At 60.3% G+C, this 14,117-nt stretch carries 11 protein-coding genes and 2 pseudogenes; 4 read left to right on the top strand and 9 right to left on the bottom strand.

Features of this window, described 5'->3' with window-relative positions:
* Positions 1–15: 15 nt before the first annotated feature.
* From FJQ55_RS20380 to FJQ55_RS20355, 6 genes are all read right to left on the bottom strand, one after another.
* Entirely contained in the window at positions 16–318 is a 303-nt protein-coding gene (locus tag FJQ55_RS20380; RefSeq protein WP_140831434.1) for a hypothetical protein, read from the bottom strand.
* 19 nt (positions 319–337) lie between these two features.
* Positions 338–802: a nuclear transport factor 2 family protein gene (locus tag FJQ55_RS20375; protein WP_140831432.1), complete on the bottom strand. Its 465-nt coding sequence runs from the start codon at positions 800–802 to the stop codon at positions 338–340.
* 67 nt (positions 803–869) lie between these two features.
* Complete coding sequence (locus FJQ55_RS20370; protein WP_140831430.1) at positions 870–1,418, bottom strand: carboxymuconolactone decarboxylase family protein; 549 nt, start codon at positions 1,416–1,418, stop codon at positions 870–872.
* A gap of 135 nt (positions 1,419–1,553) precedes the next feature.
* Positions 1,554–3,620, bottom strand: coding sequence for a 2Fe-2S iron-sulfur cluster-binding protein (locus FJQ55_RS20365; RefSeq protein WP_140831428.1), 2,067 nt, complete (start codon positions 3,618–3,620; stop codon positions 1,554–1,556).
* Positions 3,621–3,678: 58 nt separating this feature from the next.
* Positions 3,679–4,293 carry a glutathione S-transferase family protein gene (locus tag FJQ55_RS20360; RefSeq protein ID WP_140831426.1) on the bottom strand — a complete coding sequence of 205 codons (615 nt, stop codon included), beginning with the start codon at positions 4,291–4,293 and terminating at the stop codon, positions 3,679–3,681.
* 118 nt (positions 4,294–4,411) lie between these two features.
* The gene (locus FJQ55_RS20355) at positions 4,412–5,005 is read right to left on the bottom strand and encodes a helix-turn-helix domain-containing protein (protein WP_161597009.1); all 594 of its coding nucleotides are present in this window, start codon (positions 5,003–5,005) and stop codon (positions 4,412–4,414) included.
* Between the two features lie 250 nt (positions 5,006–5,255).
* Here FJQ55_RS20355 and FJQ55_RS20350 point away from each other — a divergent pair, with 250 nt between their 5' ends.
* The 3 genes from FJQ55_RS20350 (at position 5,256) to FJQ55_RS20340 (ending at position 10,456) form a co-directional block, all read left to right on the top strand.
* Positions 5,256–5,972: an SDR family NAD(P)-dependent oxidoreductase gene (locus FJQ55_RS20350; RefSeq protein WP_246085222.1), complete on the top strand. Its 717-nt coding sequence runs from the start codon at positions 5,256–5,258 to the stop codon at positions 5,970–5,972.
* 266 nt (positions 5,973–6,238) lie between these two features.
* Positions 6,239–9,082: an ATP-binding protein gene (locus tag FJQ55_RS20345; protein WP_140831422.1), complete on the top strand. Its 2,844-nt coding sequence runs from the start codon at positions 6,239–6,241 to the stop codon at positions 9,080–9,082.
* A 48-nt stretch (positions 9,083–9,130) separates the two neighbouring features.
* Positions 9,131–10,456 (top strand): MFS transporter, encoded by a 1,326-nt coding sequence (locus FJQ55_RS20340; protein ID WP_246085221.1) that lies wholly within the window; start codon positions 9,131–9,133, stop codon positions 10,454–10,456.
* A gap of 195 nt (positions 10,457–10,651) precedes the next feature.
* Here the strand turns inward: FJQ55_RS20340 and FJQ55_RS20335 are convergent.
* Positions 10,652–11,202, bottom strand: a pseudogene (locus FJQ55_RS20335) (alpha/beta fold hydrolase); the annotation flags it as partial.
* A 106-nt stretch (positions 11,203–11,308) separates the two neighbouring features.
* Positions 11,309–12,268 carry an MBL fold metallo-hydrolase gene (locus FJQ55_RS20330; protein WP_425467569.1) on the bottom strand — a complete coding sequence of 320 codons (960 nt, stop codon included), beginning with the start codon at positions 12,266–12,268 and terminating at the stop codon, positions 11,309–11,311.
* A 318-nt stretch (positions 12,269–12,586) separates the two neighbouring features.
* Between FJQ55_RS20330 and FJQ55_RS20325 the strand changes: the two are divergent.
* Positions 12,587–13,241, top strand: a pseudogene (locus tag FJQ55_RS20325) (SLAC1 family transporter).
* Here FJQ55_RS20325 and FJQ55_RS20320 read toward each other — a convergent pair.
* Positions 13,229–13,777, bottom strand: a complete 549-nt coding sequence (locus FJQ55_RS20320; protein WP_246085220.1) for a PhnE/PtxC family ABC transporter permease — start codon at positions 13,775–13,777, stop codon at positions 13,229–13,231. The pseudogene FJQ55_RS20325 and the gene FJQ55_RS20320 overlap by 13 nt on opposite strands.
* Positions 13,778–14,117: the final 340 nt, after the last annotated feature.

Genomic DNA, 14,117 nt, shown 5'->3' with positions numbered 1-14,117 from the left:
CGAGGGTGGGCAGTCTCAGGCCAGCCCAGCCTTGCTCGCCGCAAAGGCTTCGATGGCCTGACAGACCCGGTCATCGAGACCGGCGCGCCGGGCGCGGTCCCGGTTTTCCGAATTCGGCGAAAGCGCAAGGGCGATTGCCCGCGACAGCTGAAAATCGAAGCTCGACCCCTGCCGCAGGGCGTCGAGGTCCGCTCCCGTTAAGCCAAGGGAGCGGGCAGACTTTTCAGCGAGGCGCAGACGCTCGTCATCGCCACCAGCGGCGGCGAGCGCGATGTCGATGGAAAGGCGTGTTCGTGCGTCAAGCCTGATATGACCCATGGCGGGAGCCTTCCTTATTTCAAAAACCGAAATGGCTGAGGCCCGGGTGATCGTCCGGACGCCGGCCAAGCGGCCAGAGGAATTTGCGATCCGCTTCCGCAATCGGCTGCTCGTTGATGCTGGCATGGCGCGCGCGCATCAGGCCATCCTCGGCAAACTCCCAGTTCTCGTTGCCATAGGCACGAAACCAGTGGCCGCTGTCGTCACGGTATTCATAGGCATAGCGCACGGCAATGCGGTTGTCCTGGAACGCCCAGAGTTCCTTGATCAGGCGGTAGTCCAGTTCCCTGTTCCACTTGCGTGTCAAAAAGGCCTCTGCTTCGGCGCGGCCGGTCAGGAATTCGGCGCGGTTGCGCCAGCGAGTGTCGAGCGTATAGGCGAGCGCAACCTTAGCCGCTTCGCGGCTGTTCCAGCCATCTTCGGCCAGGCGCACCTTTTCGATGGCGGACTGTTCAGTGAAGGGGGGCAATGGCGGACGGGACATGGAATTGATCCTTATGGGGAGGGGAGGCAGGTCGGACGGATCCGGAAACGGAAACCGTCCTTCGCCGTCAGGCTGCAAGGGGAGAGATCCGGGGGAAATCGATCTCGGTGCCCAGCGCCTCGTTGACGTAATTGGTGAAGGTATTCAGCGCGACATGGGCGATGATCTCGAGGATTTCGGCATCGCCGTAACCTGCCGCCCGCACCTTTTCGATCGCGGCAACGGTCACGGCACCGCGCGACAGCGTCAGCGCGCGGGAGAATTCCACGGCGGCTGCGGCCTTTGCGTCGAGGGACGTGCCCTGGCGATTGGCGAGGATTTCGTGGTCGTCCAGCTTGGCTAACTTGGAGCCGGTATAGGTATGCGCCGACAGGCAGTAATCGCAGCCGTTCACCTCGGCCATAGCGAGCGCAATGCGTTCGCGGGTGGCGGGGGCCAGCGTGCCTTTGCCGAGTGCCGCCTGCAATCCGGTCAGGCCGTTAAGCGCCGCCGGGCTATTCGACACGAGACGGAAGATGTTGGGAACCGAGCCTATCTGCTTCTGGATGGCTTCCAGTACGGGACGCGACGCTTCCGGTGCGTCTTCGATGCGGGCAGGCGTTGCAATGCGTGACATGTCTTTCTCCTTGCGTTTGGCGGCAGGAACCATTTCCTCCACGCCCTCAAGATGATCCGCTCGCGCTCGGCCGTGAACGGCCAAACGGTGGAAGTGATTGTTGCCGAGCTTGCATCAATCGACGGGAGGTCGCCGTCAGAGCGCAAGCTCGATGCGGTTCTCAGCTCCGTCTTCGCGTGCGGCCGGTACGGAACAGCACAGCAACACTTCGTCCTCGCCGATGCTGGCCGAGGGCTCGGTCGGATAGGTCACGATGCCGGCCAGCAATTTGGTACGGCAGGTGCCGCAGGAGCCGGCGCGACAGCTGAAGGCAGGGTCGAGGCCCCTGGCTTCGGCAAGCTCCAGCAGGCTTCCGGACCCGGGTGTCCAGCGGGCTTCCTTCAGCGATGTGGTAAACAGCACAGGGACCGGTCGTGTCGACGCGGCAGGTCGCGCCGGAGGCGACGCGCCCGGATCGGGTCGCCGTTCAAGCGAGGAGGGACCAAACGCCTCGGCATGAATGCGATGATCGGCGACCGCATAGCTGCGCAGCCCGTCATAAAGCGATTGCGTGAAGGGTGCCGGTCCGCAGAGATAGAAGTCGTAATCGTCGAATGGCAGGTGGTGCGTGAGAAGCGCCATGTCGATGCGACCAGCCGCATCGTAATCGTGACCTTCTTCGGCATCGCGCGTGTCGCTCAGCACGCGCACGAGCCGGATTACCCCGCGCCCGGCCGCCACGAGTTCGCTGATCTCTCCGTCAAACGCACGCTCTTGTTTTGATCGTGCTGCCTGGAAGAGAATGACCGGGCGCATGCGCTGCCGGCGCAACCCTTCGTAGACGACATGCCGCAGCATCGCGAGCAGCGGAGTAATGCCGACGCCGCCGCCCAAAAGCACGGCCGGGCGGGTGGCATGGGCATCAAGCGTGAAGGCGCCGGCAGGCGCGCGCGCTTCGACGATATCGCCGACCCGCATCGCATCATGCAGATGCGTCGAAGCCAGTCCGTCGCGCCGGACACTGATCCGGTAGAGGCCATCGGAGGGGGCGGCCGACAGTGTGTAGGTCCTGAGGATCGGCTTCTCCATCCCGGGAAGATGCAGGCGGATGGGCAGGTGCTGGCCCGCCAGATGCGGCACGAGGCCGGTGCCATCGGCAGGCTTCAGGTAAAAGGAGCGGATCGCCGCACTTTCATCGACGATCCGGGTGATCGTGAGGTTTTGCCAGTCGTTCGAACGCGATGCAGCTTTGAGGCGTTCTGCCGCCTGATCCCAATCGCCGGTCATCAGCGAACTCGGTGACCAGCCATCCGCCGAAAAGGCCCAACGCAGGGCAAGCGCGTTGCGCCGCCGCACGATGCGGCGCGGGGTGAAGGTCCATAGCCGTTCGGCGCCCTGGAAGGCCGCAATCTCTGGCGAGTCTAGGATCACTTCTGCGTCGCCCGTCATCTGCAGAAGATCGCCCGTGGCGAAGTCGATGAACACGAGCCCCGCCTTGCCGTTGAGCAGAATGTTGCCGAGCGTCGAAAAGAACAGATTGCCGTCGAAGTCCGGTATTGTCAGAACGCCGTCCTGCCCGATGCGGACGAAGCCCGCCTTGCCGCCGCGATGCGAGACATCGACCTGTCGGCGGGTCCCGCGATCGGCATAGGTCGCAACGAAGAAGGCGTCGGCCCGGGCGATCAGGGCATGTGCATCCGCATCAAGGTCCGTCAAGGTCTCTGCCGGAACCGCTGACGCCTGTTCTAGCGTGTCGGAAAAGTGGAAATCGCGCAGCTGGATGTACCGGGGGCAATTGCCGAAACTCTGGTCGACCTCGAGGCGAACCTTGCCATCGGTGTGCGAGACCATGCCGTTCATGCGGTTGCGCCGACGGGTATGCATCTCGATGCCGAGAAGCCCGACGGCCTTGCCAGTGGCGATGCCTTCTGCGGCGGGGTCCTGCCGGGCCGGGGTCGCCCCGATGTCGAGGATGGTCGAAGAGGGCGAATGCATGAAGCCCGGCCGCCCTTCCAGCAACGTTGCCCAGGCGTCGTCCCGGTCATCGACGCTGCCGACCACGATAAACGGCAATTGCGCATAGAACTCCCGATGCTGGTCCGGCATGAAATCGCGCACCACCCGCTGACCGACCGACGCCATCCGCTCCGCCGCACCCACATGTTGCTGCAGGCGCAGTTCGCCCTTATGCCACGTCTCAAGTTTTTCGAGGGTCTCGCCCATATCCGTCTCCCATGCATCCGGTGGCCGGGAGCCCGTAAGGTGCTCCCGTAGCGAGCCTTTACGCGGCCGAAAGACCGGCGCGCGTCTCGACGAAGGGCACGAAGCCGGGCAGCGCCTCGATCCTGCGGAGGAACCGGTTGACGGCCGGATATGCCGCAAGATCGACATTGCCTTCAGGTGCACGGGCGACGTAGCTGTAGATGGCGACGTCAGCGATCGTCGGACCGTTGCCGACGAGCCAGTCATGCTGGCTGAGGTGGCTCTCAAGCCGACCGAGCAGCGTATGGGCGCGGCCGATGACTTCTTCCGGATTGAACTTGGCGCCGAAGACGGTGATCAGCCGGGCGGCGGCCGGACCATAGGCGATTTCGCCAGCGGCAACCGAAAGCCAGCGCTGGATGGCGGCCGCCACGACGGCATCTTCCGGTAGCCACTCCGTCCGACCTGCCTTCTTGGCGAGATAGACGAGAATGGCATTGGAATCCGTGACGATCACCCCGTCGTCATCGAGAACCGGCACCTGGCCGAATGGGTTGAGGCGGAGGAATTCCGGCTTCTTGTGCGCACCGGAGGCCAGATCCACCTCGATCAGGTCATGCGGCAGATCAAGAAGGGACAGAAACAGGCGTGCCCTGTGTGCATGCCCCGACAAGGGATGATAATAGAGTTTCATGATGCGCTCCTTTGAATGGCGACCGGGATGAGCCCCGTTCCGCGATTGAAGATGGCGGAAGCTGCCATTCGTGAGAACGAGCAGCGTTCACAGTTCATTGTTCCGGAAAATGCAACAGTCAGGCGTCTTGCCGCGTGGCGGATGGCGGGTAACCTTCCCGCAACTGCAGTTCGAGGCTCAGGTGATCCGGTGCTCGACGGCGCGGGCCGCTTTCGATGCGGTCGCGATACCCCGGCGGAGTCATCCTAATTTCGCCATGCCATTGTCGTCTGCGCCAAACGAGCGGAGTAACGCCCACCATGCGTTTGAACATGTTGGACAGATGTGACTGGTCGCACAGCCCGGAGGCGAGAGCGATCTGGCAGAGCGGCGCCTCAGTGGTGGCCAGCATTCGCTTTGCGCGATCGATGCGACGCGAGAGGATGTATTGGTATGGTGACTGGCCGGTCGAAATTCGGAAACATATCGAAAACCTGCTAGCACCAAGGCGCACCAGACCGCAGAGATCGTCGACCTGGATCCGGGCCTCAAGATTTTCCTCGATGAAGCGCAAAACTTTGGCTAGCTGCCAGTTGCAGAGTCCGCAGTCGGCATTCCGCGCAACGCGGCGATTCCGATTAACCGCAGGCTCTGTCGCCTCTGGTCCAAGCAGCCAAACAGCGGCGCCGGTTAAAGGGTGGATGGACGGTATCATCGTTATGGTCGCACGCATCGCTGTCTCCTCGCTTCCTGTATGAGGAGGAGACTGCGGCATCCCCTGCAAGGAAGCGAGTTAGGTGGTGTTAGGAGGTGTTAGGAGGAATGAGCCCTTGCCCGTTTCGCTCTTGCTCCACGATCTTGCAAGATTGTTCTATGGATTTCACGGACCGTTGCCTTTCGCCGGCGCTTCACGCCGCATAAGGGGGCCTCACGTGGATTCAGATCTGTGCAGAGAACTAGCTCTCAAGGGCAAGATAGTTCTGTTGACCAATATCGATCAGGGCGTCGGGCCTGCCACGGCTCTGGCTATGGTCCGCAGGGGCGCCTCCCTGGCCGTGACGATGTCCGGCGACAGGGTCGAGCCGCCGATCATCAGGGAACTGCGCGCAGCCGGTGCGACGGTCGCCCTGTTCCGCGTGCCCGCGCGGCTCGATTGGAGCGCAGCAGCGCACCTCCTGCGCTCGGTCACGGCCAAATTCGAGCGGCTGGACATCGTGATCGCCAATTCGCAGCTTCGCATTCACTGGCAGGTTGATGACGTCGCGCAGGACGAAGATGCCATCGACGAACAGTTCCACGTCAATGTCCTCGCCACAATCTCACTCATCCGCGCTGTCGTGCGATTTATGGGGGAGGGCGGCCGGATCATTGCCATCGGTGCCAGTATCGCCGATCGGGTGGGTACGCCGGGTCTTGCCGATTTTGCTGCAAGCCAAGCTGCCATTGCCGCATATTGTAGAGGTATTGCTCACGATTTAGGAGGGCGAGGGATCACGGTCAATGTAGTTCAACTCGGAGCAATGGACGTCGATCAACTGGGCGCTGCCGATGACCTCATCATGACAGAGCGCAATGCAAACGTGCTCAAGAGACTTGGCCGGGCGGAAGATGCCGCAGAGGCCATCGTATTTTTGGCCGGGCCGGGCGCCTCATTCATCACGGGCAGCGTGCTGGATGTCGATGGCGGCTACAATGCTTGATCATGATCACGGAAGATGCAGATATGGCGCATAGGCGAAATCAAGGTTGAGAATCTTTTTTGACTTCTTGAAGCGGACGATCTCTGGAACCGTCATCAATCTAAGCACACTCTCATATTTGGCTATCTGGGAATTTTGATTTACATTTCGCTTCTTCGCATCCCAGAATAACGATTGCATCAGCGATGCTGCATCAGAACTCTTTAAGGTCCGCTTTCGCCGTTTCCGATAGCCGGAACGGCAGGGAGCGAAGGAGGTGACGCAAAATGCGTCAAGCCTATGCGTTCGACCATTTTCGACTGTTTGTCGCCGAGCGCCGCCTTGAAAGGGAAGGGCGGATCGTCTCCTTGGGCAGTCGCGCCTTCGATCTGCTTGTTGCGCTTGCGGAGAATGCCGGTCAGGTGGTGGGAAAAGAGGCGTTGCTTACGCGGGCCTGGCCTGACCTGACCGTCGATGAAGGCAGTCTGCGCTATCACATCAACGGATTGCGCAAGGCGCTGGGCGTGACGCAGGACGGTTCGCCCTATGTCGCGAACGTCCCCGGGCGGGGCTATTGTCTGGTTGCACCCACGGTCGTAATTGCTCACCCGCCAGCAGCCTTCGTTCCTCTTGCAGAGCGCCGCTCAGGCACTGTCCCTCGCCTGTTGGATCGGATGGTCGGGCGCGACGAAGACATTCGCAAGATAGCCAACCAGCTCCTTGCCCGGCGGTTCATCACCATCCACGGCCCTGGCGGCATCGGCAAGACCACCGTTGCCGTGGCAATTGCCCATCAGATGCTCAATGCTTTCGAGGGGGCTGTCTATTTTCTGGATTTGACGGTGCTGGATGGATCGGCATTCGTGGTCAGCGCCCTCGCTTCCGCTCTCGGCATCGTCATACAATCGAATGATCCGACTGCGGAGATTGTCGCATTCCTGCGCGAGCGCCGGGCGCTCATCATCTTCGATAGCTGCGAGCAGGTGATCGGCGCACTCGCCGCGCTTGCGGAACGCATCTACCTCGATGCTCCGGCGGCTTGCATTCTTGCAACCAGCCGCGAGCGGCTGCGCGTCGAGGGCGAGCACGTCATCCTGTTGCCGACCCTGGAGCAGCCCGCGGCCGACATTGCGATCACCGCAGGGCAGCTCCTCAACTTTTCCGCCACCCGCCTCTTTGTCGAGCGTGCCGCAGCGCATGGCTATGCGACCGAGATCCCGGATGGCGACGCACCATGCGTGGCGGATATCTGCCGCAAACTGGATGGCATGGCGCTTGCGATCGAACTGGTGGCCAGCCGGGTGGCGATGCACGGGCTGCGGGAGACGGCAGCGCTGGTCGACGGACGCTTCAGGTTGCTGTGGCAAGGCAGGCGCACCGCGCCGCCGCGCCACCAGACCCTTGCGGCGATGATCGACTGGAGCCATGCGCTTGTCGATGATGCCGAACAAATGGTGTTTCGCCGGCTGGCAATCTTTGTCGGACCTTTCGTTCCAGCCGCGGCCGCAGCCGTGATTTCCGGCCCTGCGTTTGAACCGGACCGTGTGCTCGAGGCGATAGAAAGCCTTGTGGCAAAGTCGCTGGTTGCCATCGCACGCAATGGGGAACTTGAGGAGTATCGGCTGCTCGACACCACCCGGGAATACGCCTTTGCAAAGCTCGTCCAGGCAGGCGAAATGGAGAGCGTCGCCAAGGCGCATGCCCTCTACTTGCTCACCACGATCGAGGAGGCCCGGGCACCGCCGGAGGGCGAGCCGGTGGAGCTATCGAAACACACCCGAAAGTTGCTGGTTCGCGAGGCCAGTTCGGCGTTGAACTGGGCGTTCTCTAAACAGGGCAACGGGCGGATTGCAGCGCGGTTGGCGGCCGCGATGGCCCATATCTTCATTGAGTTTTCACTGTTACGTGAATGTCGATCCTGGATCGAAAGAGCCCTGCAGACCCTGGACGAAGGCAGCCGCTCAATCGTGCTTGATATGGAGCTGGATGCCGCGCTGGGACATGTTCTGACCTTCACGGAGGGTAATTCCGAGCGGGCGAGGTACGCCCTGTTGCGAGCCCTGGAGGCCGCCCGGCAGCTTCAGGATCATCGCAGCCAGTTCCGGCTGCTGAGCCGCCTGCACATGCTCTATCGCCGGATGGCGAAGTATGACGAGCTGGAGCAGCTATCGCGTGAGGCACAGTCATTGGCTGATGCGATCGGCGATCCCGCCGGCAAGGCCGCAGCGCACAATCTGCTCGGTGTCGCATTCCACCTGGTGGGCAATCAGAAGGCCGCGCGCCAGCACCTGGAAACGGCGCTGCTGATGGCGGAATTTCGCCATATCAAGCCCAGCCACTTTGCCTTTCACCGCAATCCGAACATAGCCCTTTCCCGCTGCCTGTGGCTTCAGGGCTATCCTGACCAGGCGGTTGCGTCAGCAAAGCCTCTCGCAAGCCAAGGGGCCGCCCCGGATGCCGTTACATATTGCATCGGCCTGATATGGGGCGCCTCGGTCTTCGAGTGGGTCGGCGACTGGGACAGTGTCGAGCGCCTTGCAGAGCAGCTGCGCGCCCATGCGCTGCGGTATTCGCTGCGGCCATACCAGGCCGTTGGCGATGGCATGGCGGGCCAGTCCTTGATAAGGCAGGGGGATTTCGACAGGGGCATTCCGATGGTACACAGTGCCATCGATGTCCTGCGACAGGACAGTTACGAGATGTACATCCCGCAGCTTGCGGCAACTCTCGCGAAGGGGCTGGCGGATTGCGGCCAGGCTGACGAAGCGTTGCTGGTTGTCAACAACACTCTCGATCGCGTGCTCCTGAATGGTGGCGCGCTTGAAACACCTGAACTCTTGCGGGTTCGGGGTGAGGTTGAATTGGCACGGGGTGACGTCTTGACGGCCCGCGCCAGTTTTCGCGAGTCCATTGCTCTTGCAGAAGAGCAGGGCGCCTTGTCCTGGCAGTTGCGCGCGCAAACGAGTCTCGCCCGCAGCCACGGGCCTCATGACACTGACGCTGAGGCCTTGACGACGTTGGCCCATCTCTATGGCCAGTTTACTGAGGGGTTTCAGACGGAAGATTTGGCAATGGCTGCATCCTTGCTGCTGGAACGTGACAAAGCATGCTTTTCCAAACTGGACGGATGAATTTCTGTCCGCCGAATTCATGTTGTTTCATTTCGAATGGGGGTTCAGATGGATGCGAAAACGTCGGGGTTGCCACGCCTTCTTCTGCTGTCCGGTATTGGTGGTACGCTTGAGTTTTTCGATTTCGTAATCTTCCTCTTTCTGGCCCCTTTCATTACCAAGAATTTTTTTCCGCCTGACATGCCGGAATGGCTGGCCACCGTGCAGGCGCTCGGTATCTTCGCCGCCGGCTATGTTTTTCGCCCTGTCGGCGGTTTGGTCATGGCCCATTTCGGAGACATCTCCGGTCGCAAACGGGTGTTCCAGTTCTCAATCGTGCTGATGGCGTTTGCGACCACCGCAATTGCATTGATCCCGACCTATGAGACCTTGGGCTCAAGCGCGGCTCTTCTGCTTGTGCTGCTGCGGATCGTACAGGGTGTGGCGCTCGGGGGCGAGGCGCCGGGCGCCTGGACATTCATCGCCGAACATGTTCCTGCCCGTCATCTGGGGCTTGCCTGCAGTTTCATAAGTTCCTCGCTCATTGTCGGCGTTTTCATGGCCTCGCTGGTGACCATGGCAGCAAACTGGTTCTTCTCTCCTCAGGAAATGCTGGATTATGGCTGGCGGGTGCCCTTCGTGGTCGCAGGTGGGCTGGGACTTGTGGGTGCCTTCCTACGGCGCTGGCTCAGCGAAACACCGGTCTACCTCAGGGCGAGGCAGGAGCGGGCCGTGGTAAACTCGCTTCCCCTCGCCATCGTCTTACGCAGCCATTGGAAAGCGATTTCGATTTCTCTCGTTGCGACCTGGATTCTCTCGGCCGTCGTCATCGTCACGACGCTCATGACGCCGCTGATCCTGCAAAAGCATTATGGCTTCGACGCCCAGACGGCTCTGGCGGTGTCGGCCTTCGGCGCGCCCTGCGTCTTCGTCGGCGCCATTGCCGCAGGCTATTTGGCCGATCGGATCGGGCTTGGCTCGTATTTCATGGCAGCAAGCCTTCCCTTTGCGGCAACGACCTACCTCTTTTATGCGCATGTCACGCCAGCAAGTGGCAATGTGTATTTCCTCTTTGGCATCGCCTCGTTCTTCAAGGGTATGGTGGGGCTTGTTCCATGCTTCATGGTGCGGGCCTTTCCTGGGCCGGTACGGTTCACGGGCATCTCGCTGGCCTATAACGTTGCTTTCGCTTTTTTCGGAGCGCTGACGCCCGTCGTTATCGGCGCACTCCTGCCGAGTGCGTCCTTCGTCCACCTGCATTATATGATGTTTGTTGCTGCCGGCGCGTTCTTGCTGGGACTATACGCATTCGTCCGTCCAGAAGCGGTGCGCTACCAAGCCGGGCGGGACGAAGGCTTGTCGAACTCGGGACACGAGTTGGCTCAGCGGCGGTAGGCGCTCGATTGGCATTGGCATTGTTCTCCCTTGCTTGTTTCCCTGCAGGTATGTTGCAGACCGCGCCGTGGTGCAGCGCCTTTCTGAGGCACCACACGTTTTGAGGTGAGGAAGGATCCGCACGATATGTGCTTCTTGACGCATTACAGCGGAGTTTGACCGCCGCTCTTCGGGACTGGCAGGCTATCCGACGGATCAAGTCTTGAAGAAGGTCAGCAAATCGGCGTTCAAGACGTCGGCGTGCGTGGTCAGCATGCCATGGGGATATCCCTGGTAGACCTCAAGGGAGCCTTTCTTCAGAAATTTGCCTGCTGGGCGTGCGGGATCGTCGATGGGCACGATCTGGTCGTCGCGGTGCATAACCAGTGTGGGGACATCGATCTTCTTCAGATCTCGGTGAAGTCCGTCTCAGAGAAGACCTTTATGCCATCATAATGTGCCTTGGTGCTGCCGGTCATGCCCTAACGCCACCAGTTCTGGATCGAGCCCTGGGAGGCGACGGCATTGGGCCGGTTGAAGCCGAAAAAACCAGCCCGAAGCGATGTCGAGATAGAATTGCGCACGGTTGGAGCCAAGCGCCGAGCGCAGACCGTCGAACACCTCGATGGGCTGCCCCCGGATTGGCGTCTGTCTTGAGCATGACAGTGTACCGCTGCGACGATGACCAACTTGGCGACGCGATCCTTACCGTGCCGGGCGACATGGGCCACCGCTTCTCCGCCGCCGATCGAATGGCCGACATGGACCGTGGCGCTCGGTGCAGGCGAACTGCAGCGCTTTCCTATTGGGCCCCAATGAGATCCGTCTTTCGACGGAACCTCATTGAGCCTTGCTACCGGCAGTCGCAGATCGTCAAACGCCGACATATGTCAGGCGCGTAAAGAACGCCGGGTCTATCACGAACTGACCCCATTTGTTGTCAAAGGCAGCGGTGGGCTGCGCCGCGACCACTTCATCGAGAGAAAGCCCCTTGTTTTTCAGCGATGCGACCTTGTCGCGGATCGCTGACAACATGTCGAAACTCTCTATCATCTGCGCCCGGTTGGAGATTGGGCCATGGCCCGGCACGATGATCGTCTTGTCCGTGCTGGCCTCAATGTTCTTCTTGGCCGCCATGATCATGCCGTCGATGCTGCCGCCGGTCGAATAATCCACAAACGGGTAGACGCCGTTCCAATAGGTGTCGCCGGTGTGGAGAATATCGGCTTCTGCGAACCGTACTGAAATGTCGCCATCGGTATGGGCCGGACCATAATACTCCAGCGTCAAAGTATCGCCGTTCACGCTCAGCGTGTGGCTTTTCTCCATGACCTCGCCCGGGATGGCGCCAGCCGGCGAGGGGGGGAAATCAAAGGACCAGTCTTCCACCCTCTGTGTCGAAGAAAGATGTGTTCGCGTGTTCTTGTGGGCGATGATGTGCGCGCCTTCGCCGTGCAACCATTCGTTTCCATCGGCATGATCGAAATGCCAATGGGTGTTGATCAGTGTCGAGATCGGCTGTGGACCAAGACGGGCGAGTGCGGCTTTGACTTGGACGCGCGACACGCCAATGCCCGCATCGACAAGAATTTTGCCGTCCGCACCGTTCAGAACCGCGATGTTTCCGCCGGACCCCTCCAGCACGGAGACGTTGCCGCGCAGCTTGTGAATCGAAATGGGGGCTTTGGCGGCCGAATCCTTGATCATATCGACGATGCCGCCTGTCTTGGCGAATACCTCCCGGGGCGTTAACCAGCCGGTCGCAGAAAACGTTGTCGCCGCGATACAGCAGAGGCAGAAATTGCGGCGCGAAAAAGCGTGAGTCATGGGAATGCTTCCTTTTCAGAGTGATGAGCTGGGGCATGCACCGTCGCGACGGGAGCGTCCGGCGTTGATTGCTGTCCGGCACCCATGGATCGGTTTGCCGAGACGAGAACCCTTAAAAGATGCCCGCGGGCTTGCCTTGTAAGAAGGGAGTGCTTCTTCAAGCGCCTTTGCACAGCTAGGTCCACGACCACTGTTGAAGATCACTGGTGCTTCCAAGAAAGCGGCGCGCCGCCTTGTTAGATCACTGATTGCGGCTGCAGGGCGCTCGCATGAGCGTGGTCTCGATTGAGGTCATCAAGGAGGATTTCGACATTCAGAGCGTTGATGCCTTCCGGCTTTGTTTTTCCGTTGGTCCCCGCATCATTCTTCGGCATTGTGCTGGGGATCTCCGGTCTCGGCCAATGCTGGCAAATTGCTGCCTTGCAATGGAATACGCTGCCTGTGATCGGAGACACGATCAGCCTCATTGCCGTTGCCGTATGGCTGATTGTAATTCTCCTCTATACAGCGAAGTGCTTGTCGCCCCGTCGAAGGCGCTTGAGGAAGCACATCACCCCTCACAATGTTGTTTCATCGGGCTTGCTGGTGTCGCCACCATGCTGGCTGGGCTTGCGCTTCACCGCTGCAGCCATTTTCTGGCAGCGATGCTGGCTTGGTCGGCGCCACATTCTCCTTTCTATTTCTGCTGTGGCGAACCGGGCGTCTTTGGCGCGGTAATCGCGAAGGCACCGCAACGACACCGGCTCTCTATTTGCCTTCGGTGGCCGCATCGTTCGTGGCCGCAACAGCGGCTGGCGCGTTCGGCTACGGAGATTGGGGTCAAATGGCCTTTGGTGCCGGCTTCTTCCCCTGGCTTGCGATCGAATCCGTCGTACTCAATCGGCTGCTTTCCGCTCCAGAGATGATCGAGGCACTGCGCCCGACGCTCGGGATCCAACTTGCTCCACCCGCAGTCGGAAGCGTCGCCTATCGAGCCTGACAAACGGTCCTCCGGACATGGTCGTTAGGGCCATGTTGGGATATGGGCCAGTTCAGGCCCAGAATAGTGGCGGAGCGCGCGTTGCTCTCGAAGTAGTAGAGTATGTTGGATAGGAAGAGAGGAAGGATCTGGGGAAGATAGCTCCGACGCGGGAGCGTTAGCCTCTCGGCTCCGCATGCCTGCTCCGCCTCAACCTGCTTCTCGTCGATCTGCTCGATCATCTCCGAGAAAATTTTTGCAAGAACAGCTCCGTCAGCAACGGCGATGGCTAGGATGCCCACAAAAGGACCTAGCCCAATGGCGCTGACAAAAATCAGCGCCCAGATGATCACATCGACCCCAGGCACAAAGTCGAAAATCCGTCGCATCACAAAGCGAAACGGACGAAAGTGTGCGACGTTGTTCCCGCCGAGGAAACTCAGTGGTATTGCGATTGCTGCCGCAAGAACTGTGCCGGCAAAGGCGATAGCCATGGTCTCGGCGAGCGCACTGCGCAATTCTTCGAAATGGCCCCCGCAGATGGAGGGACCATGCATTTCAAAGAACCCCCGAGTTTTCCCAGTCCGCCGGCTACTGCGAAGGAATTGAACCCCACCTCGTAAGCCGATAGCAGCGGCACACTCCTTCTGAAGATCAGCGTTCGGCTTCGGTAGCGTCGCTGCTGACGATGAAAATTCTGTACGCTATCGACCGGCGACTGTGTGACAGGATTGGGAATGTCTGAAAGGCTGCATCATAAAGTGCCAGTTTTCCTGTAGAAAATTCAACCGCTTGGAAAAAACGACAGTTTTTTGACAATTGGCTGTTGACGAGAAAAAGGAGTGGCCGTATAAGCCGCTTCACCGAACGAGAGGGCGGCGCCGACGAGGCGAGCGG

Origin of the sequence: Rhizobium glycinendophyticum (assembly GCF_006443685.1) — a bacterium.
GTDB lineage: Bacteria > Pseudomonadota > Alphaproteobacteria > Rhizobiales > Rhizobiaceae > Allorhizobium > Allorhizobium glycinendophyticum.
The sequence above is the reverse complement of the archived record's forward strand: the minus strand, read 5'-3'. Positions and strand labels throughout refer to the sequence as shown.

Coding starts and splice junctions, on each gene's coding strand:
- FJQ55_RS20380 (WP_140831434.1), bottom strand. CDS start 318: ATGGGTCATATCAGGCTTGACGCACGAACACGCCTTTCCATCGACATC.
- FJQ55_RS20375 (WP_140831432.1), bottom strand. CDS start 802: ATGTCCCGTCCGCCATTGCCCCCCTTCACTGAACAGTCCGCCATCGAA.
- FJQ55_RS20370 (WP_140831430.1), bottom strand. CDS start 1,418: ATGTCACGCATTGCAACGCCTGCCCGCATCGAAGACGCACCGGAAGCG.
- FJQ55_RS20365 (WP_140831428.1), bottom strand. CDS start 3,620: ATGGGCGAGACCCTCGAAAAACTTGAGACGTGGCATAAGGGCGAACTG.
- FJQ55_RS20360 (WP_140831426.1), bottom strand. CDS start 4,293: ATGAAACTCTATTATCATCCCTTGTCGGGGCATGCACACAGGGCACGC.
- FJQ55_RS20355 (WP_161597009.1), bottom strand. CDS start 5,005: ATGCGTGCGACCATAACGATGATACCGTCCATCCACCCTTTAACCGGC.
- FJQ55_RS20345 (WP_140831422.1), top strand. CDS start 6,239: ATGCGTCAAGCCTATGCGTTCGACCATTTTCGACTGTTTGTCGCCGAG.
- FJQ55_RS20340 (WP_246085221.1), top strand. CDS start 9,131: ATGGATGCGAAAACGTCGGGGTTGCCACGCCTTCTTCTGCTGTCCGGT.
- FJQ55_RS20320 (WP_246085220.1), bottom strand. CDS start 13,777: ATGCATGGTCCCTCCATCTGCGGGGGCCATTTCGAAGAATTGCGCAGT.